Annotated in this window: 21 protein-coding genes; 11 read left to right on the top strand and 10 right to left on the bottom strand. The window is 61.5% G+C overall.

The features are described from left to right. Nucleotides 1-141: 141 nt before the first annotated feature. Entirely contained in the window at nt 142-1,266 is a 1,125-nt protein-coding gene (locus ACR1XV_RS02640) for a porin (protein WP_480528736.1), read from the bottom strand. 307 nt (nt 1,267-1,573) lie between these two features. Beyond that, nucleotides 1,574-3,160, bottom strand: a complete 1,587-nt coding sequence (locus ACR1XV_RS02635; protein ID WP_480528735.1) for an NAD(P)H-hydrate dehydratase — start codon at nt 3,158-3,160, stop codon at nt 1,574-1,576. Nucleotides 3,161-3,328: 168 nt separating this feature from the next. On the opposite strand from ACR1XV_RS02635, the gene ACR1XV_RS02630 reads away from it, so the two are divergent. From ACR1XV_RS02630 to ACR1XV_RS02610, 5 genes are all read left to right on the top strand, one after another. Next, entirely contained in the window at nt 3,329-3,667 is a 339-nt protein-coding gene (locus tag ACR1XV_RS02630) for a P-II family nitrogen regulator (protein WP_074734010.1), read from the top strand. A 34-nt stretch (nt 3,668-3,701) separates the two neighbouring features. After that, on the top strand, nt 3,702-5,108 hold the full coding sequence (gene glnA / locus ACR1XV_RS02625; protein ID WP_170325302.1) for a type I glutamate--ammonia ligase: 1,407 nt from the start codon (nt 3,702-3,704) through the stop codon (nt 5,106-5,108). Nucleotides 5,109-5,213: 105 nt separating this feature from the next. Next, nucleotides 5,214-5,858, top strand: a complete 645-nt coding sequence (locus tag ACR1XV_RS02620; protein ID WP_480528733.1) for an MSMEG_1061 family FMN-dependent PPOX-type flavoprotein — start codon at nt 5,214-5,216, stop codon at nt 5,856-5,858. Nucleotides 5,859-5,896: 38 nt separating this feature from the next. Beyond that, the gene (locus ACR1XV_RS02615; protein ID WP_480528732.1) at nt 5,897-6,688 is read left to right on the top strand and encodes a lytic murein transglycosylase; all 792 of its coding nucleotides are present in this window, start codon (nt 5,897-5,899) and stop codon (nt 6,686-6,688) included. Between the two features lie 197 nt (nt 6,689-6,885). Then, entirely contained in the window at nt 6,886-7,794 is a 909-nt protein-coding gene (locus ACR1XV_RS02610) for a hypothetical protein (RefSeq protein WP_480528731.1), read from the top strand. A gap of 36 nt (nt 7,795-7,830) precedes the next feature. Here the strand turns inward: ACR1XV_RS02610 and ACR1XV_RS02605 are convergent, their stop codons facing one another. Further along, a complete protein-coding gene (locus ACR1XV_RS02605) occupies nt 7,831-8,574 on the bottom strand; it encodes a heme-dependent oxidative N-demethylase family protein (RefSeq protein WP_480528730.1) in 744 nt (247 codons plus the stop codon). A 124-nt stretch (nt 8,575-8,698) separates the two neighbouring features. Between ACR1XV_RS02605 and dddP the strand changes: the two genes are divergently transcribed. Both dddP and ACR1XV_RS02595 read left to right on the top strand, forming a co-directional pair. Further along, entirely contained in the window at nt 8,699-10,042 is a 1,344-nt protein-coding gene (gene dddP / locus ACR1XV_RS02600) for a dimethylsulfonioproprionate lyase DddP (protein ID WP_480529284.1), read from the top strand. A gap of 187 nt (nt 10,043-10,229) precedes the next feature. Next, nucleotides 10,230-11,444 (top strand): bifunctional alpha/beta hydrolase/OsmC family protein, encoded by a 1,215-nt coding sequence (locus ACR1XV_RS02595; RefSeq protein ID WP_480528728.1) that lies wholly within the window; start codon nt 10,230-10,232, stop codon nt 11,442-11,444. 9 nt (nt 11,445-11,453) lie between these two features. Here ACR1XV_RS02595 and ACR1XV_RS02590 read toward each other — a convergent pair whose 3' ends face one another. The 6 genes from ACR1XV_RS02590 to ACR1XV_RS02565 all read right to left on the bottom strand — a co-directional run bounded on the left by ACR1XV_RS02590 (nt 11,454) and on the right by ACR1XV_RS02565 (nt 14,432). Continuing rightward, nucleotides 11,454-11,789, bottom strand: a complete 336-nt coding sequence (locus ACR1XV_RS02590; RefSeq protein WP_480528727.1) for a hypothetical protein — start codon at nt 11,787-11,789, stop codon at nt 11,454-11,456. A 177-nt stretch (nt 11,790-11,966) separates the two neighbouring features. After that, nucleotides 11,967-12,308 carry a hypothetical protein gene (locus tag ACR1XV_RS02585; RefSeq protein WP_480528726.1) on the bottom strand — a complete coding sequence of 114 codons (342 nt, stop codon included), beginning with the start codon at nt 12,306-12,308 and terminating at the stop codon, nt 11,967-11,969. Between the two features lie 11 nt (nt 12,309-12,319). Continuing rightward, nucleotides 12,320-12,874 carry a hypothetical protein gene (locus ACR1XV_RS02580; RefSeq protein ID WP_480528725.1) on the bottom strand — a complete coding sequence of 185 codons (555 nt, stop codon included), beginning with the start codon at nt 12,872-12,874 and terminating at the stop codon, nt 12,320-12,322. A gap of 142 nt (nt 12,875-13,016) precedes the next feature. Continuing rightward, entirely contained in the window at nt 13,017-13,604 is a 588-nt protein-coding gene (locus tag ACR1XV_RS02575; protein ID WP_480528724.1) for a biotin transporter BioY, read from the bottom strand. Between the two features lie 76 nt (nt 13,605-13,680). After that, nucleotides 13,681-14,103 (bottom strand): DUF6314 family protein, encoded by a 423-nt coding sequence (locus ACR1XV_RS02570; RefSeq protein ID WP_480528723.1) that lies wholly within the window; start codon nt 14,101-14,103, stop codon nt 13,681-13,683. Beyond that, nucleotides 14,100-14,432 carry a hypothetical protein gene (locus ACR1XV_RS02565; protein ID WP_480528722.1) on the bottom strand — a complete coding sequence of 111 codons (333 nt, stop codon included), beginning with the start codon at nt 14,430-14,432 and terminating at the stop codon, nt 14,100-14,102. The genes ACR1XV_RS02570 and ACR1XV_RS02565 overlap by 4 nt, the downstream gene beginning before the upstream one ends. An 88-nt stretch (nt 14,433-14,520) precedes the next feature. Between ACR1XV_RS02565 and purB the strand changes: the two genes are divergently transcribed. The 4 genes from purB (at nt 14,521) to ACR1XV_RS02545 (ending at nt 18,704) form a co-directional block, all read left to right on the top strand. Continuing rightward, the gene (purB, locus tag ACR1XV_RS02560; protein ID WP_480528721.1) at nt 14,521-15,825 is read left to right on the top strand and encodes an adenylosuccinate lyase; all 1,305 of its coding nucleotides are present in this window, start codon (nt 14,521-14,523) and stop codon (nt 15,823-15,825) included. 183 nt (nt 15,826-16,008) lie between these two features. Next, nucleotides 16,009-16,551, top strand: a complete 543-nt coding sequence (locus ACR1XV_RS02555; RefSeq protein WP_480528720.1) for a tetratricopeptide repeat protein — start codon at nt 16,009-16,011, stop codon at nt 16,549-16,551. 65 nt (nt 16,552-16,616) lie between these two features. Then, complete coding sequence (locus ACR1XV_RS02550; RefSeq protein ID WP_480528719.1) at nt 16,617-17,708, top strand: flagellar motor switch protein FliG; 1,092 nt, start codon at nt 16,617-16,619, stop codon at nt 17,706-17,708. Nucleotides 17,709-17,780: 72 nt separating this feature from the next. Continuing rightward, the gene (locus ACR1XV_RS02545; RefSeq protein WP_480528718.1) at nt 17,781-18,704 is read left to right on the top strand and encodes a lysophospholipid acyltransferase family protein; all 924 of its coding nucleotides are present in this window, start codon (nt 17,781-17,783) and stop codon (nt 18,702-18,704) included. On the opposite strand, the gene ACR1XV_RS02540 is transcribed toward ACR1XV_RS02545, so the two are convergent. After that, nucleotides 18,705-19,406 (bottom strand): DUF1223 domain-containing protein, encoded by a 702-nt coding sequence (locus ACR1XV_RS02540; RefSeq protein ID WP_480528717.1) that lies wholly within the window; start codon nt 19,404-19,406, stop codon nt 18,705-18,707. Nucleotides 19,407-19,430: the final 24 nt, after the last annotated feature.

The following is a 19,430-nucleotide window of genomic DNA, read 5'->3' as shown; positions in this document are numbered from 1 at the left end:
CGGGCAAATTTGACGCCTTCTATTTGCCCAGCCGCCTGCGCGCAAGAGGCAAAGCCCGGATCAGCCCGGTTTTGCCTGCGCCACAGGTGAAAAAACGCCCCGGAACAGACCGGGGCGTTTGATCCTCGTGACGGTTTGCGATCAGAAGCGCCAGCGCGCGCCCAGAACCCACGCCTCGTTGTTGTCGAACGAGGTGCCGTCATCAAAGTCGTGGTTGCGATATTTCAGATAGGCATCGGTATTGATGCTATCGATCCGCTGCACGACGGCGATGCCCCAAGCCTTGGTGTCCGAACCATCGGTGACGAAATCGGAGCCGTCATAATAGTCGATGCCAATACCGGTCTGGCCCCAGGACACCCAATCGGCCTGATAGGCAATCTTGCCGTACCAGTAGTTCGGGTCAGACGCACCTTCGGCATCATCATCCCGCGTCCCGGCGGCAATGGTAAAGCTCAGCCCGTTCTGCAGCAGAACCGAGGCCGAGCCCAGCGTATCCTTCCGGTCTCCGCCGCCGCCATCACGCGAACGCACCGCATAGGCCAGCGCTGCGGCGAATTCGACGCCCCCGGCAAAGGTGTTGCGATAGTTCACGCCGATGTCGAAATAGTCGTCATCATCGCTGCTGGACAGGATGTTCTGACCATAGGCGATCCCGGCGGTGAACCCGCTGAAGCTGGGCGTGTCATAGCGAATGCGCCCCCGGCGCGGGCCGTCAAAGTTGCTGCTGGAATCCCCGACGGTAATATCGCTCAGCACGCCGTCGGTGGCACGATAGAAAAAGGCACCATTCTCGTCATTGGTAAAGGAATAGAGGGCGGTTCCAACATAGGACAGATCGACCTCGGCCGCGCCATCGGCAACCATGCTGCCCTGCCCGGCTGAAAACTTGCCGTAGGACCCTTCTAGCGAGAAATCGACATGCCGGATGTCCTCGCGGCTCCAACCGTCGTTGTTTGTCCCGTCCTGATTGGCCGTGCCGGTGCTGGGCAGTCCAAGACCGGTTTCAAAACGGAACATGAATTCACTGTTGCCATAGGGCTGCATCAGCCGAAGGCCAACGCGGCTGTTGGACAGGTCATTGTCCAGCAGTCGGGTTTCGGTCTCCTGCCCATCATCGACCGATACGATGGCCGGGTGTAGCTGCCCATACAGCAGCACATATCCGCCGGTGTTGTTTTCGTATTTCAACTCGGCGGCTGCGGGGATCGCGGTTGTTGCGACCAGCGCTGCAGTTATCGAAGTCAGCTTAATATTCACTGTCATATCATTCACCATGAATGGTTTTGTTTCAGGTCCTGCTCAAACGCCCCCGAAACACGAAATGGTTTCAATATCCCGCTGCCCTTATCCGGGCGGCATCGCCTATCCGCTACACAAAACGCCGGGAACTGCAGGGAATAATTTATTATCAATAATTTACATCCACGCGTGAGAGACCCCCGGCCGGTCTCTCTGATGAAGAGTGACGCTGCGCTCTGCCTGAAGCAAACACCCGTCACGTCCAACTTCGCCGCCAACCGGCGAACATTGCAGCTTTGACCTCCTGCCAGTCATTCTGGGCTTATAATAACTAAATATCAAGTTCTCTGAATATTGAAGGTAACTGCTCAGGCAGGTCTTCGGCGATCAGGCCCGGTCCGAATTGCCGTGCGCATTCGACATGCAACCAGGCGGCAGTTTCAGCGGCCTGCATAGGTTCAAACCCACGCGCCAGCAGCCCGGTGATGAACCCGGCAAGCACATCGCCCGACCCGGCTGTTGCCAGCCACGGCGCGGAACGCTCATACACCGCCGCATTGATCGAGCATCGCCCATCCGGCGCGGCAATCACCGTATCGGCTCCCTTGAACAGAACCACGCATCCCACCCGCTCTGCAGCCGCGCGCGTGGCGTCAACCTTTGAACAGGCCAGTCCGCCGGTGCGAGTTGCCGACAACCTCTCTGCAATATCCGGGAACAGGCGGGTAAACTCGCCCTCGTGCGGGGTTAAGATGCACTGGTCGTGCAACTGGTCGAACAACACCTGAGGGTCATCGGTAAAGGCCGTCAGCGCATCGGCATCCAGCACCGTTGCTCGCCGCGCCGCCAGCGCCGAACTTGCCACATCACGCGCACGCTGCACTCCCAGCCCCGGACCCAGACACAAGGCGTTCAGGCGCTCATCCTGCAGAATGCCCGACAACCCTTCTGCATCCTCGACGCGGCGCATCATCAAGGCGGTGATCTGCCCCGCCACCTCAAGCTGCGCCGAAGGCGGCACGCCCAGCGTCACCAACCCGGCCCCGATCCGCAGCGCCCCCCGCGCCGCCAATCGGGCCGCGCCGGTCTTGCCAAGACCGCCCGACAGAACCAACGCATGGCCGTGAGAGTATTTATGCTCACCACCGCCCTTCAAAAGCAGATCGCCATGAACCTGATCAACCAGCCTCACATCGCTGCCGCCTGCATCGTCCAGCCCGATATCGACGACCCGCAACGCCCCGCAATAATGCGGCCCGTCCGCAAGAAACTGTCCCACGCGCCCACGATGAAACGTAACCGTCAAAAACCCGTAAACCGCCCCGAACTCGGCGCTCAACGCCCGTCCGCTATCCATGCACAACCCGGTCGGAGCGTCCACACACACCATCCGGCCAAAGGTTTCCCCCGCCGCATAGAGCTGCACCAGCGGCTCCAGCACCTCAGCCTCGGGCGCGCGCGTCAGACCCGCCCCGAATAGCGCGTCCACATAAAGATCATAGCCGGGCAAACCTGCTACCGCCGTCGCTGACCAAGCCTCAACCTCTCCGCCCGCACACCACCGGTCGTAGTTCACCCGAGCATCCGGCGGCAGTTTCTGGGGATCACCATAAAGGAACACATCCACATCCCATCCCCGCTCCCGCAACAGGCGCGCGACGACAAACCCATCCCCACCGTTATTCCCCGGCCCGCACATCACCACCGCGCGCAAGGGATCCCCTTCATCTGGCCCCAAATATCCCGGGGAGTGCGAGGGGCTGGCCCCTCGCTTGCGCAGCGCTGGCCACTCAGCAAGAACCGCCTCGACAACGCCCTGCCCGGCCCGCTCCATCAACTCCAGACCGGAAACCTTGCCGGACGAAATCGCCGCCTGTTCGATCAGCCGCATCTGCGCCGCGGTCAGTAATTCCGCCATCACACCCCTCCAGCGATTCAATTCTGGTCATTTTTTACGCAATAAGATCAAAATTTAATCCATTGCTCAATTTCGCCGCACTGCAGACTAGGCAAACCCGCAACCTTATTGCCGCCCGATCTTAGACGTGATCATTGCGTCCCTGACAACCATGCAAGGTGAGCCGGAATGAAAAAGATCGAAGCGATCATCAAGCCGTTCAAACTGGACGAAGTGAAAGAGGCGCTGCAGGACGTGGGCGTCCAGGGCCTCAGCGTGATCGAGGTTAAGGGCTTTGGCCGCCAGAAGGGCCATACCGAGCTGTATCGCGGCGCGGAATATGTCGTCGACTTCCTGCCCAAGGTGAAGGTCGAGGTCGTTCTGGACGACGATCAGGTCGATGCCGCGATCGAAGCCATCGTCGGCGCTGCGAAGACCGACAAGATCGGCGACGGCAAAATCTTTGTCTCGCCCGTTGAGCAAGCCATTCGCATCCGTACCGGCGAGACCGGTTCGGACGCCCTGTAATCTTACCCAATTCTCCAAGCAGAGGACCAAGAGAATGAGCAAGGACGCAGTTCTTCAGCTGATCAAGGACGAAGGCGCCGAATATGTCGACGTTCGTTTTACCGACCCGCGCGGCAAGCTTCAGCACGTGACCCTTATGGCCGATCAGGTCGATGAAGACTTCCTCGAAGAAGGCTTCATGTTCGACGGCTCGTCCATCGCGGGCTGGAAGTCGATTGAAGCCTCCGACATGAAACTGATGGTCGATACCGACAGCGCCTATGTCGATCCTTTCTATGCGGAAAAAACCATCTGCGTACATTGCTCGGTGGTCGAGCCAGACACCGGCGAAGCCTATGAGCGCGACCCGCGCGGCACCGCCCAGAAGGCCGAAGCCTACCTGAAAGCCTCTGGCATCGGCGACGTCGCCTATATGGGCCCCGAGGCCGAGTTCTTCCTGTTCGACGACGTGCGTTTCTCGAACAGCATCAACAAGGTATCCTACGAAGTTGATGCGACTGATGCGTCGTGGAACACCGACACCGAGTATGAGATGGGCAACATGGGCCATCGTCCGGGCGTCAAAGGTGGCTACTTCCCGGTCAACCCCATCGACGAAGCGCAGGACCTGCGGTCGGAAATGCTGTCGACCATGAAGCGTCTGGGCATGAAGGTCGACAAGCACCACCACGAGGTTGCGTCCTGCCAGCACGAGTTGGGCCTGATCTTCGACAGCCTGACCAAACAGGCCGACGAGCTGCAGAAGTACAAATACGTCATCCACAACGTGGCCCACGCCTATGGCAAATCGGCCACCTTCATGCCGAAGCCGATCGCGGGCGACAACGGCACCGGGATGCACGTGAATATGTCGATCTGGAAAGACGGCAAGCCGCTGTTCGCTGGCGACAAATACGCCGATCTGTCGGACGAAGCACTGTACTTCATCGGTGGCATCCTGAAGCACGCCAAAACGCTGAACGCCTTCACCAACCCGGCGACCAACAGCTACAAGCGCCTGATCCCGGGCTTTGAAGCGCCTGTTCTGCGCGCTTACTCGGCCCGTAACCGTTCGGGTTGTGTCCGTATCCCGTGGACCGAAAGCCCGAAAGCCAAGCGCGTCGAGGCTCGCTTCCCCGATCCGGCCGCAAACCCCTATCTGGCGTTCGCCGCCTTGTTGATGGCCGGTCTGGACGGCATCAAGAACAAGATCGACCCGGGCGAAGCCATGGACAAGAACCTGTACGATCTGCCTGCCGAGGAACTGGCCGACATCCCGACCGTCTGCGGCTCGCTGCGCGAAGCGCTGGAGGCTCTGGCATCCGATCACGACTTCCTGCTGCAGGGCGACGTGTTCACCAAAGACCAGATCGACGGCTACATCGCGCTGAAGATGGAAGAGGTCGAAACCTACGAGCACACTCCGCACCCTGTAGAATACGGCATGTACTACAGCTGCTGACCAAGAATTTTCGACGAAAATTCTCGCAAGGGCGTCCGAACGGACGCCCTTGTTTCATCTGGCACGATCTTTCAAACTCGGATGACCCGAAACAGGAGAGATCGAATGCCCTCAGATGCCGCTTTCTCACAGTTTTCAGATTTCATCACCTCGACCGAACAGCTGGAACAGGTCGTCGGAACCCCGCTGCCCCAGATCGTTGCCAAGGAACTGCCGACGCTGGATCAGATGTGCCGCGACTTCATCGCCACCTCTCCCTTTTGCCTGATCGCCTCGGCCAACCCGTCCGGGCATCTCGACATCTCGCCACGCGGCGATCCGGCGGGTTTTGTGCGGGTGATCTCGGACAATCTGATCGCAATCCCGGACCGGCCCGGCAACAAGCGGGTGGATACGTTTCACAACATCCTGCAAGACCCACGTGCCAGCGTGATTTTCCTTGTCCCCGGCAAGATGGAAACCCTGCGCCTGCGCGGCACCGCCCGTCTTTGCGCAGATCCCGATCTGCTGCAAACCATGGCTGTGAACGCACATCCGCCCAAGCTGGCGCTACTGATCCATGTCCAGACGGTCTTTGCCCATTGCCCCAAATGCGTCATCCGCGGGAATCTGTGGCAGCCCGAGGCATGGCCGGACTCGTCCCATCTGCCGAACATGAACGCGATGATGGTCAAACACGCCAAAATCGACAAAACTCCGGATGAATGGTTCGAAAGCCTGAAAGCCGCCGGAGAACTGGATTTGTACTAGCAGCCCCATACCTTCATTTCAGCCGTTTGGATTTGCCCATGCTCCGCCTTTTCCTTCTGACACTCGCCCTGACGGTTCCCGGCCTCGCCCTCTCGGCCCCTTGCGGCAACACCAGCGCGGGGTTCGAGGATTGGAAGCGGGATTTTGCAAAACAGGCCAAACGCGCCGGTGTCAAAAAGAAGGGGCTGCAGGCCCTGGCCCAAACTCGGTACGAGACGCGGACAATCGCGGCCGACCGGAACCAGAAAAGCTTCAAATACTCGCTGGACAAGTTCATGCAGGTGCGCGGCGCGGACACCATCGTCGCACAAGGGCGCAAACGCAAAGCGCGCAACCCGCAATTCTATGCCGCGTTCGAGCGTCAGTACGGCGTACCCGCCGGTGTGCTGATTGCCATCCACGGGATGGAAACCGGGTTCGGCGGCTTTATGGGGGACAGCCCGGTTGTGTCAGCAATCACCACGCTGGCCTATGATTGTCGCCGATCCGAATTCTTCATCCCTCACGCCATCGGTGCACTGAAACTGGTGGATCAGGGCAGCCTCACCATGGCGACAAAAGGGGCAAAACATGGCGAGTTGGGCCATACGCAATTCCTGCCCGGCAACGCGCTGACCTATGGCGTCGACGCCACCGGGGACCGTCAGGTCGACTTTTACAACATGACCGACGCACTGGCCTCGACCGCAAATTTTCTGCGTAAGAAAGGGTGGAAACCGGGAAAAGGCTATCAACCCGGCGAGCCGAATTTCGCGGTCATTCAGCAGTGGAACGCGGCCTCGGTCTATCAGCAATCCATCGCGATCATGGCGTGGCGAATCGATAACTGAGCCGGCCCCGCCTTCGACATGGCGCAACCCAGATTTGGCCACATTCCCGCCACATAGATTAACACCGCCCTTTAATTTCTTGGTTTCCAAAGCGTAATCAATACCGAAGATTTCTGACTTTTTTCCCTTTCCGTCAAAATTTCCGCCAGATCGGCGGTTAACCTGTCGTGAGAATTATTACGGCGAAGGAACATGCTGTGACCTCAAAGCATAGCTATCACGGTGGTCTTCAGTTCAACGGCGCGGCGGACGGCGCGCTCAAGCGGTTCTGCGATGTGGTGACGGCCACGCTTGAGGATTATGGGCATCTGGTCGAGCGCAAGACGCTGCTGAGCCCGTCCGAGGCCAGTATCGTCACCAGCCAGTATCTTGTCCGCCTGACGCTGGACCCCTCCTCCGAGCAAACGGATCGGTCACACCACGAACGGATGGACCGGGCCGCAGGCTTGCGGACGTTGGCCCGGCCTGCTGTATCGATGCCCGACAACCGTCTGGCGATCTCGATCAGCCCGGTGTCCAGCCTGCTTGATGACAGCGAGCTTTCCGAGCTGATGCTTGTCGTGATCCTCTATCGCATGGTCGATATCTGTTCGACCCAACGGGTCGAATGGCTGTCACCCAAAACGGTGCTGACGCTCGAGCAGTTCATGAGCGCATTCGATTCAATTGCGCCGCGCAAGCCCCGGAACCGCAAGCAGATTTTCGAATCTGTCAGCGGGCCCTTTGCGGGCCTTGATCTGTCCGAAGCAGATGAGGCCTTCGCCGAACCCAGCAAGCCGAACCCGCGCCCGATCCAGCTGAGCGACGAGCAACTGCTGAGCATCGCCTTTCGGACCGAAACCGAGACCACCCAGTCCCCCGAGGCCCCGGAACAAGCGCCCGATGACCCCGAGCGCCCCAGCGATATCCTGCGGCTGACAAGCTGGGGAATGACCGGCGCGGTGGCCAGTGTGTCTGCCCCCATCGCCATTTCCATGGCCGCCGTCAACCTGATCCGGGGCGAGGATTTCCGCCTGAACACTCAGGTTCTGGCCTTCACCACCGCCATCTTTGGCTTGAATAGCACAAATGCCTTTGCCGAGGTCGCCAGCGTCCTGGGCATGTAAACGAATAACCGAAGACCCTCCTTGGAGGCCCCGCCGTCAGGCGGGGTTTTCCATTTGGGGCAAGCGTTCCGCCGCCATGACATAGGTGTGGATGGCGAACACCACGGCTTTGCTCTGCAGCAGTCGCAGCAGGGTCTGGCGTTCGCTGCGCAGATAGCGGGCCGTGCCCCTGTCACGCGGGTCGCGGCGCTGATGTATGCTGCGGGGCTGGAACAGTTCGGCCTCCTCATACCACAGCGCATTGAACCGCCACAGCGGGCGTCCGGGTTGAATGCCGTCGAACAGGCGCTGGACCCGGCGGGCGATGTTCTGGTCATAGGCGTCGACCGGCGCATGGATCGCAAGCAGGGGCCGCATGAATTTCTCGGACAGCCGCCAACTGGCCGGAAAGCACAGGATCGCCCCGGTCAGGACGTGCTCGTCGCCCTGTTTCTGCAGGATACAGAAATCCTCCTGCACCAGATGGCACAGCGTTTCGAGCGGGCAAGCCCGGTCAATTTGGACCTGAACTCCGTCAGGGCGGGTGACATGGGCGGACTGGCCCGGGTAGGCCTGCGCCAGAACGAGATCCAGCAGTTCCTGCGCCGGGGCCAGCGCTTGCGCGCTTTGGGCCAGAACCTCGGCCCCGTGCTGCGCCAACAGGTCGGCCCGCCGCTGCATCTGCGCTGCAAAGGCATCGTCGCGGTGCAACCAGTCGTCCGGATCGGCCGGCCGCATCCCCGGCAAGGGGTTCGGGGCCAGCGGATCATAGGGAATATCTTGCTGCAAAATCACCGTCATGCCGCAGCCATAACATCCCGCCCCCGCCCTGTCGGTCAAAAAGCGACGCTTGTTCCGTCGCAAATCTCAAAGACGCAGCGTCAGGAGCTTTGCAGGCTGAATGGGCAAGCAGAGAGGTCCGCCCGTGAACGAGCACCACCGCGACAACCGCAAGATCGACCCGACTAAAGGGGCGGCGCTGGGTGACGGCAGTCCCAACGACAATGACCGGATTGAGATCGGGCCCACGCAGCTTGCCTTTGACGAATGGGCCGCTGCAGGCCTGCGCCTGCCCGATCTTGAGCGGATGCGTGAATACCGCTGGCGGCGGCTGACCCAAGGCATTGTCGCGCGGGGCTGGGGCGGTGTGCTGCTGTTTGATCCGCTCAACATCCGCTATGCGACTGACAGCACAAATATGCAGCTGTGGAATACGCATAATCCGTTCCGGGCCGTGCTGGTCTGCGCTGACGGATACATGGTGATCTGGGACTACAAGAACTCTCCGTTTCTGTCGAAGTTCAACCCGCTGGTACGCGAGCAGCGCTCGGGCGCGGACCTGTTCTATTTCGACCGGGGTGACAAGGTGGATGTGGCGGCGGATGTGTTTGCAAACGAGGTACGGGTGCTGATCGACGCCCATGGCGGCCGCAACCGGCGGTTGGGTGTCGACAAGATCATGCTGCACGGGCTGCGCGCACTTGAGGCGCAGGGGTTCGAGGTCATGGAAGGAGAGGAACTGACCGAGAAGACTCGCGCCGTGAAAGGGCCGGATGAAATCCTCGCCATGCGCTGCGCCAGCCATGCCTGCGAAACCGCCGTGGCCGAAATGGAGCGGTTCGCGCGGGCCAATGTGGGCGATGGCAGGACGTCCGAGGATGATATCTGGGCAGTTCTGCACGCCGAGAACATTCGCCGGGGCGGCGAGTGGATCGAGACCCGTCTGCTGGCCTCGGGGCCGCGCACGAACCCGTGGTTTCAGGAATGCGGCCCCCGGATCACGCGGCGGAACGAGATCATCGCCTTCGATACGGACCTGATCGGGTCCTATGGCATTTGCGTCGATATCTCGCGGACCTGGTGGATCGGGGATGAGAAACCGCGCCCTGACATGATCTATGCCATGCAGCACGCGCATGAGCACATCATGACCAATATGGAGATGCTGAAACCCGGCGTCATGATCCCCGAGCTAACCGCGAACACGCATCGGCTGGACGACAAGTTTCAGGCGCAGAAATACGGCTGCCTGATGCATGGGGTCGGTCTGTGCGACGAGTGGCCCTTGGTGGCCTATCCGGACAAGGCGGTTGAGGGGGCCTATGACTATCCGCTGGAACCGGGCATGGTGCTGTGCGTCGAGGCCGCGGTGGGTGAGGTTGGCGGCGATTTCTCGATCAAGCTGGAAGATCAGGTGCTTATCACCGAGGAAGGTTATGAGAATCTGACCACCTATCCGTTTGACGCGCAGTTGATGGGCGCGCGCTAGGGGCCGGATCACCGCGCCTTTCGCGCGGCGATCCGGGCGAGAGGCGCTGCCTCTCGCGCTCTCCGAAGTATTTTGAACAGAAGAAGGATTGGGGCCGGTAGTCACCTCCGCGTGAGCGGGCGGCCTTGCGGGTTGAGATGTGGCGATGGGCGGCACACTCTGTAAGGGAAGATACAGGAGTTTTTCCATGCCCACCGAACGCATCACTTTTGCCGGTCACGACGGCAGCCAATTGGCCGCGCGCCTTGATCTGCCGGATGGGCCGGTTCTGGCGACGGCGCTGTTTGCGCATTGCTTTACATGCTCGAAGGATATTCCGGCGGCGCGGCGTATTTCGGCGCGGCTGGCGGCGATGGGAATCGCCGTGCTGCGGTTCGACTTTACCGGGCTGGGCCATTCGGGCGGCGAGTTTGCCAATACCACTTTCACCTCGAATGTGTCGGACCTGATCGCGGCGGCGCAGTATCTGGCGGGGCGCGACATGGCTCCGGCTTTGCTGATCGGGCATTCTCTGGGCGGGGCGGCGGTTTTGCGGGCGCGGGCGGGCATCCCCTCGGTCAAGGCGGTCGTGACGCTGGGTGCCCCTGCCGATCCCGGCCATGTGTGGCATCATTTCGAGGCCGCTCTGCCCGAGATCGAGGCCGAAGGGAGTGCCGAGGTGTCGCTGGGCGGACGGCCGTTCCGGATCGGCAAAGCCTTTGTGGATGACATTTCAGAAGCTGCGCTGACCCCGTCCATCGCCGATCTGAAGGCTGCGCTGCTGATCTTGCACGCACCACGCGATGAAACCGTCAGCATCGACAATGCCAGCGCCATCTTTCTGGCCGCGAAACATCCCAAGAGCTTTGTTACGCTCGATGATGCGGACCATCTGATCACCCGCGCGGTGGATGCCGAATATGCCGCCGATGTCATCGCCGCCTGGGTGTCGCGCTATGTCAAGCTGTGCCCGCCTGCCCCGCCGCCCGGTGCGCCCGAAGGCGTCGTGCGCGTGACCGAAGCCGATCCTGCGGGCTTCTTGCAGGACATCCAGTCGGGGCCACGCCATCATGCGGTGGCGGATGAGCCGGCCTCGTATGGTGGGACGGATCGGGGGATGTCGCCTTATGGGTTTGTATCCTCGGGCCTTGGGGCCTGCACCTCAATGACGATCCGGATGTATGCCCGGCGCAAGCGGTGGCCGCTGACTGGGGTCACCGTGGATGTTTGCCACAACAAGGTGCACGCTCAGGATGCCGGTCTTGCCAGCGAGGGCAAGGTCGACCAGTTCCGTCGCAAGATCCGGCTGGACGGGCCGCTGGATGCAGATCAGAGGGCCAGGCTGCTGGAGATTGCGGACAAGTGCCCTGTCCATCGCACCCTTGAGGGCAGCGCCCAGATCACCACCGAGTTGATCGCCTGAAGCCCGAGATCACAGTGTTTTCCATTCGGTCGTCTTGGCCGTGCGGGTTCGGGTCGCACCGCTCCCCTCGATGACCCCGCCAACCACGGTCACGGAATAGGCGCAACCGCGCTGGTCACGCGAAATCTCCATAAAGGCCTCGCGGATGTCTTTTCCGCGCGGCCCGGGCGGGTAAGCGGCAAAGCGGAAGGTTCCCATACCGTCCTCGATCTCATCGATGAAGTGGTCAGGCACCGCCTTGGGCGTAAGGTTGATGCGGAACGGATTTGGCAGCCCGATATCGGGAACTGCCAGGATGCCACAGATCGCGGCGGCGATGGCGCGGAGTTGGTCTTCGGTCAGCATGGTCGGCTCCTGTTTGCAGAAATTGGGCAGGGCCGGAATGATGCGCGTGGGCTTGGGGCATGCGCGGCACCGGTCGGACCCGCCCCTGCCCCATCCTATCACAGACCGAGGAAACCCCCGAACCACGCAGGTGATTTATCTGAACGCGAAAGGGGCCGCCCATGCAGCCCCCTTTATCTAACGCCGCCGCGGTGCCGGTCGGTGGATCGGAGGCCGCGCCGCCGGAGGGCGCGCCACAGGCGGGCGCGGACGGGTGGGTGGTTTGGCGACCGGCGGTTTCGGGCGCGCGGGCGGCTTCGAAACCGGAGGCTTGGGACGGTCCGGACGATCAGGACGGTTGATGTCGACGTCTATGTCCACGTCGTGATCATGGTAGTAATCATTCCACAACAGCGAGTCATAGAACGGATCATACCCGTAGCCGACGCCAACCGTGACCCCGTCGCAGGCCGAGAGGGTCAGCGTCGCCACACCAAGGCCCAGAGCCAGAGCGGATCGTTTGAGCAGTTTGCGTGTCATCCGGGCCTCCGTCAGTTCAGGGACCGGAACGACGCGAAGACATCGTTCAGATCGTCCACATAGGCCGGATCGGCCCCATCCCGCAGGATCGCCACTGCAATGGCCACACGGCCCTTTGGCAGGTCGATCAGTGTCACGGTAAAGCTCACCCCGCGTCCGTTCCGCCTGCCCGTGCCCCGGATCACCCGGGCGGGCTGACCGCCGATCCTTGTGTCGCTGGTGCCGCTGACGACCGGCTCTTTGACCAGGAACTTGTCGATATCTTCCAGATACCGGATGCCACCCTGAATGTCGCGGACGCCTGCGGGCGAGACAAAGCCCATCCAGACCGTGTCATCCGTAAACGGCCTGATCCCCATGACCCTTGCGACGGCGCGCGCATCGCCCAGCTGGGTATCCTCGATCTCGCGTGGGCCTCCGGTGCGGACGGTCCAGAAATCGGGGACCTCAAAGCTGAACAGAGCCTGCCCTGCGTCCGTGTAGGTCACAGGTGTGTCGGCCCCGGCAGTGCCCGCAAGCCACAACGTCCCGCACAGGGCGAGCGCTGATGTCAATGGAATACGCATATCTCAATAACCTGATGATTTCTCAGGTCTCAGATTGAACTGCCGTTGCCGCCTTTGTCCAGTATGACCTTGGAGGCACAACGAAAAACCCGCACCCGAGGCTCTCGGATGCGGGTTCGGAATTTGCCAGAACGGCGTTGGATCAGGTGCGGGCGTCGCCCACCAGCTTCCACAGGCCGGGGATCAGCAGCGCGGCCAGCGCCAGCTTGATCACATCACCGACCAGGAAGGGTGTCAGGCCCCATTCCAGGATCGGCTTGTCCCAGCCGTAAAGCTGACCCAGCCACAGCAGGCCGGGCACATAGATCAGCACGTTGGCCAGAACCAGCGCCAGCGCCAGCTTGCCAACCGAACGGTCCCAGCCGCGCGCAGCCAGAGCACCCAGCGTCAGTACCGCCAGAACATAGCCGACCAGATAGCCGCCGGTGCCGCCCATCATGTAGGTCAGGCCAAATTTCTCAGCCGAGGACCCTGCGAAAACGTCAAAGCCCAGTGCGCCGACCAGCAGGTAGCCCAGCATGGTGATCAGGCCCAGACGCGCGCCATAGGCGGTACCGATGGTCAGCACGGCAAAGGTGCCCATGGTGATCGGAACCGGCCACATCGGCACTTTGATCTTGGCGGCCACGGCCAGCGCTACGATGCCCAGAGCAACCAGAACCACCTGTTTGACGCGCAGCGCCGTCCCCTCACGCGGGCCAAAGGCATTGGCCAGAACGTTTGCATTCATGTTGTTTTCTCCACTTGTGGACCTATTTGCAGGTGCAGCAATGCCCGTTCCGGGGCGGTGCTGCAAGATGATTACGCTATCGCCGCGTATATTTGGTCTCCATCTCATAGGATTTTCGCGGCCCCGACACGGTCCAGCGCACCGTCCAGCGCGGCCATCCCGTGAAATCGTATAATGCATCATAGCTGTCGGGCGGGCAATCGTGATGGTCCTCGGGCCGGTCCTGTCCTAGTTGCAGCATGTGAAAATACCGGTCGTCGTCGAAATGAATGGCGATCCGGTCACCCGAGGCGCGCCACAGATACCGGCGTGTCCCGGTCATCTCGGGCTGCCCGGGAATGCGCAGGGTGACGGTTTCGTCATAGATCAACCCATCGCCCTCGGGCCGCAGGACCGCGCTGCCATCGGCCTGAATCACCTGCCCTGCCCGGGCATCGCGGATCAACCGCTCAAGGCTCCAGCTGCCTTCGAAATCGGACAGGGTTTCAGGTAGGCTCACCGGGCATACACCCCGTCCGTCGTACCACCGGCCTGATCCACAAACCGGATCGTGTCGCCGCTTTGCCGGACATCATAGCAGGCCCACAGCGCTGACGGCGGCCAGAGCGAGCAATATTGATCACCCCGCACCGTCCACCGCCCTGCGCTGGGGCGGCCCGAGAAATACTGGGTCAGCATCGACCCATCAAAACGCTGCCAGATACCCCCACCATAGTCGAGCTTTCGGTCGGTCAGTGCCTGCAGGATTTCATCTCCGCTCAACGCGCGGAACTCTTCTGCGGCCAGAATACCCGGCCAGAGCAATAAAATCAGGGCAAACCGTCTCATACCAGCACTCGCGCCTTGTTCCCGCAGACCTGCGCGGCTAAACCCCGCGCCAACGCCTCATCCCAATCACAAAAAGGTGCTGCCGCCAATGATTCCCCGCTATTCCCGCCCTGACATGGTCGCCATCTGGTCGCCCGAGACCAAGTTCCGCATCTGGTACGAGATCGAGGCCCATGCCTGCGACGCCATGGCCGATCTGGGTGTGATCCCGCGCGAAAACGCTGACGCCGTGTGGAAAGCCAAGGACGTGGAATTCGACGTGGCCCGCATCGACGAGATCGAGGCCGTCACCAAACACGACGTCATCGCCTTCCTCACCCATCTGGCCGAGCATGTGGGCAGTGACGAGGCACGCTTTGTGCATCAGGGCATGACCAGCTCGGACGTGCTGGATACCTGTTTCAACGTCCAGCTGACCCGCGCCGCCGACATTCTGATTGACGATCTCGAAGGTCTGCTGGCCGCCCTGAAGCGCCGCGCGTATGAGCATAAGGAAACCGTTCGCATCGGTCGCAGCCACGGCATCCACGCCGAGCCGACCACAATGGGCCTGACCTTCGCGCGGTTCTACGCCGAGATGGACCGTAACCTGTCCCGGATGCGCGACGCCCGTGCCGAGATCGCCACCGGCGCGATCAGCGGCGCGGTTGGCACCTTCGCCAATATCGACCCTCAGGTCGAGGAACACGTCTGTGACAAGCTGGGGCTGGTGCCCGAGCCGATCAGCACGCAAGTCATCCCCCGCGACCGCCATGCTGCCTTCTTTGCCACGTTGGGCGTGATCGCCAGCAGCATCGAAAACATCGCCATCGAGGTGCGGCACATGCAGCGGACCGAGGTGCTGGAGGCCGAGGAGTTCTTCTCGAAAGGCCAAAAGGGCTCGTCGGCGATGCCGCACAAACGCAACCCGGTTCTGACCGAGAACCTGACCGGTCTGGCCCGCCTTGTCCGCATGGCCGTCGTGCCCGCGATGGAGAATGTGGCCCTGTGGCACGAGCGTGACATCTCGCACTCTTCGGTCGAACGCAACATCGGCCCCGACGCCACGATCACGCTGGACTTCGCGCTGGCGCGCCTGACCAGCGTGGTCGACAAGCTGGTCGTCTACCCCGAAAACATGCTGGCCAACATGAACAAGTTCCGCGGTCTGGTGATGAGCCAGCGCGTGCTGCTGGCCCTGACACAGGCTGGTGTCAGCCGCGAGGATGCCTATCGTCTGGTCCAGCGCAACGCGATGAAGGTCTGGGAAGAAGGCAAAGATTTCAAAACCGAGCTTCTGGCTGACGCAGATGTGACCGCCGCGCTGAGCGCCGAAGAGATCGAGGAAAAGTTCGATCTGGGCTATCACACCAAGCATGTCGACACGATTTTTGCGCGTGTTTTCGGCGAATAACACCTGAAATATCCGCCAAAGGCCCGTGCGGACACCTCCGCGCGGGCCCTTGTTTTTGGGCGGGCGGGTGCCCCACGATCTCGGGTTTGCCCCGGTCGTGAATAAAAGCGAGCCACAAGTTGTTAGCTTTTACACAGAACACGCTATGATTTAACCAAGCAGTCCAATGATCGGAGACCCGTTATGCGCCTCGTATTTGCCTCGGCCATCGCCCTTCAGGCCTTTACCTTTGCCCCCATGGCCCTTGCGGCGGGCGGTGGCGACAGCAGCCCGCCCAAGCCGACCAACACCACCAAGAAATGCCTGTTCGGGCGCGTCTATGACGCGGATCGCGGGCGCTGCGTGAAGCCGAACCAATCCAATCTGACCGAAGATCAACTGTACGATGCCGTGCGCGAACTGGCCTATGACGGGCAGTTTGAGAATGCTCAGGGCATTCTGCGCATCATGGATCAGGAAGACGACCGGGTTCAGACCTACTGGGGCTTCACCTATCGCAAGATGGGCGAGATTGAGCTGGCCAATGCCTTCTATCAGAAAGCCATCGACAGCAACCCCGACAACATTCTGGCCCGCAGCTATATGGGTCAGGGCTTTGTTGCCGAAGGCAAGACCGAGCTGGCCATCGCCCAATGGCGCGAGATCAAGGCGCGTGGCGGTGAAGGCACTTGGGCCGAGGCATCGCTGCGCGAGGCGATCCGCACCGGGCTGACCTACAGCTACTGAGTTTCAGGGTTTCTTTACCCGACTCGCCCTAATCTGCCCGCAACGCGAATTGGCATTGCAGGCAGATGCAGGACACACACGCATTGGTACAGATGGCACCGGGGGCGCAGGCCCCTGTCACCGATCACGATGACGGGGCACCCCGGGTGGTGGCCCGGCGACTCAGCAGCCGCGAAAAGGCGGCTGTCGTGGTTCGGCTGCTGCTGAACGAGGGCGCAGACATCCCGCTTGAGGAATTGCCCGACCCTTTACAAGAAAAGCTGACCCATCAGCTGGGGCAGATGGGCCTTGTTGACCGGGTCACCCTGGCCTCTGTCGCGCAGGAGTTCGCGGACGCTCTGGACGGTGTGGGACTGTCTTTCCCGCACGGGCTGGCCGGGGCGCTGGATGCGGTCAACGGCAAGATCGCCCCTGCGACCGCCGCGCGGCTGCGCAAGGTGGCGGGTGTGCGCCAGATCGGCGACCCTTGGCAACGTCTACGCGAGGTGCCGCCCGAAGAACTGGCCGAAATGGCCAGGGCCGAAAGCACCGAGGTGGCGGCGGTGATGCTGTCAAAGCTGGAAACCGCAACGGCGGCGCAAGTGCTGGGCCACCTGCCCGGCCCCACGGCGCGGCAGATCACCTATGCAGTCTCGAAAACGGCAAATGTGACGCCCGAAGCGGTCGAGCGGATCGGCTGGTCGCTGGCCGCACAGTTGGACCAGCGCCCGACGCTGGCTTTTCCCGATGGTCCCGGCGCGCGGGTCGGGGCGATCCTCAACCAGTCCGCCGCGGCGACGCGCGACGGACTGCTGACCGCTCTGGACGAAGAAGATGCCGAATTTGCCAGCGCAGTCCGGCAGTCGATCTTCATCTTCGCCCATATCCCTGCCCGCATTCAGCCGCGTGATGTTCCCGTCATCCTGCGCGGGGTGGATCAGCCGGTTCTTGTAACCGCTCTGGCCGGGGCGGCGACCGAAGAGGATGCGGCGGCGGTTGAATTCATGCTGGCCAATATGTCCTCGCGCATGGCCGACAATCTGCGCGAAGAGATGGCAGATCGCGGCAGGGTCAGGCAATCCGAGGCCGAAGACGCGATGGCGCAGATCGTGGGCGTTATCCGGGCCCTGCTGGATGACGGCACCATCGCGCTGGTCGAGATGGATGAGGAGGGCTAGCCCCACTTGTGATCAAAGAACGGGGCCTGTATGTCTGTCCGCGCAGTTCACAACACCCAGGTGTCCTTCCCCATGCCCGTCGAAAAGTCGGAACTGAGCCGATTTGAGCTTGGAAAATACTACCTCGCCAACCTGTTCCTGAAAGGGGTGATCGGCGGTATGCGCCTGCTGCCCTATGAACGGCGCATCGGTGCGATGGGCGCTGTGACCCGTTGGCTGGCCCCGGTCGTCGGGTTCCGCTCGCGAGTGCGACGCAACCTGAAACTCACTTGCCCCGAGTTGCCCGAGGACGAAGTCAAACGTATCTGCCGGGCCGTGCCCGACAACGCCGGGCGCGCGATTATGGAGCACTTCTCGGCTGATGGGTTCATCGACCGGCAGAGCAAGGCCAAAGTGTCAGGCTCGGGGGTTGAGGCGTTTGACAAGGCCGTGGCCGAAGGCAAGCCCGTGATGATGATCACCGCGCATTTCGGGCACTATCTGGCCGCCCGCGTCGCGCTGCAGGCGCGCAGCGGCCAGCCGATCGGCTGCCTCTATCGCCGCATGGCCAACCCTTATTTCAACGATATGTATGTTGACGCCTTCTACCAGACCGGCGCGCCGATGTTCGAACAGGGCCGCCGCGGCATGGTCGAGATGGTGCGTGCGCTTAAAAACGGCGGCATCATCGCGATTGTATCAGACCTGCACGCCCATGGCGGCGAAGAACTGACGTTCTTCGGCAAACCCGCCGTGACCTCGGTGCTGAATGCCGAACTGGCGATCAAGTACAAGGCGGTCCTGATTCCCTGCTACGCGGTGCGCCAGCCCAACGGTATTGATTTTGAAATCGTACTGCACGACCCGGTGCCGCATACCGACGCCAAAACCATGACGCAGTTCACCAATGACGACCTCGAGGCGATGGTGCGACAGCACATGGGACAATGGTTCTGGATTCACCGCCGCTGGAAAGCGTGGAAGAAACTGGGTGTTCAGCCGCAGGACATGCCCTGATCACTTAACCCGCGCAGCCGCCACGATCGGCCCGTGGCCAACCCGCTGGATCAGGACCACGGCAGGCAGATCTCCGGTCAAAGACGCCGTGAACTCCTGCGGCGCAACGCCGTCCCAATGCCCCGCGATCTGCCAGTTTTCAACCACGTTGGCATAGTCCAACTCGTGCCCCGCCAGTTCTCCGCGCCGGATCGAGGCGTGGCGCATCGGTGAATATTGCACCACCCGCACCTCATAAGTCTGACCGGCAGGCAGTTCGACCGGGGCGACATCCACGACCAGATCGTCACCGGTGCGCTTTGCGGTGACCTCGGCCTCGGGCGCGGCGGTCAGATGGGCGTTGATCAGACGATCCAACTCACCCGCCTTGGCCCCCACCACATCCTGCTGACCGTTAACCACCATCTGCGGAGTATAGATCATCGTGCGCCCGCCCTCTCGGGCATAGGCGCGCTGACGCAGGGTATGGTCCGGCTTGGCGTATTCGTCCTTCCAGCCGATGTAGTCCCAGTAGTCCACGTGCAACGCCAAACCGATGACGTCCTCGCGCTGCGCCAACTGTTCCATGATCCGATCCGCAGGCGGACAGGATGAACAGCCCTGCGAGGTAAACAGTTCGACCACGACCGGGTCGGTCTCGGCAGTGGCGGCGGCGGTCAGAAAGAGTGAAGCAATCGCGGTCAGGGTGGCTGATCTGAGCATGAAATCTCTCGGCTTGGGTGGCGT

Source organism: Ruegeria sp. AD2(2025), from assembly GCF_056542385.1.
This window is presented reverse-complemented; position numbering and strand designations above follow the sequence as displayed.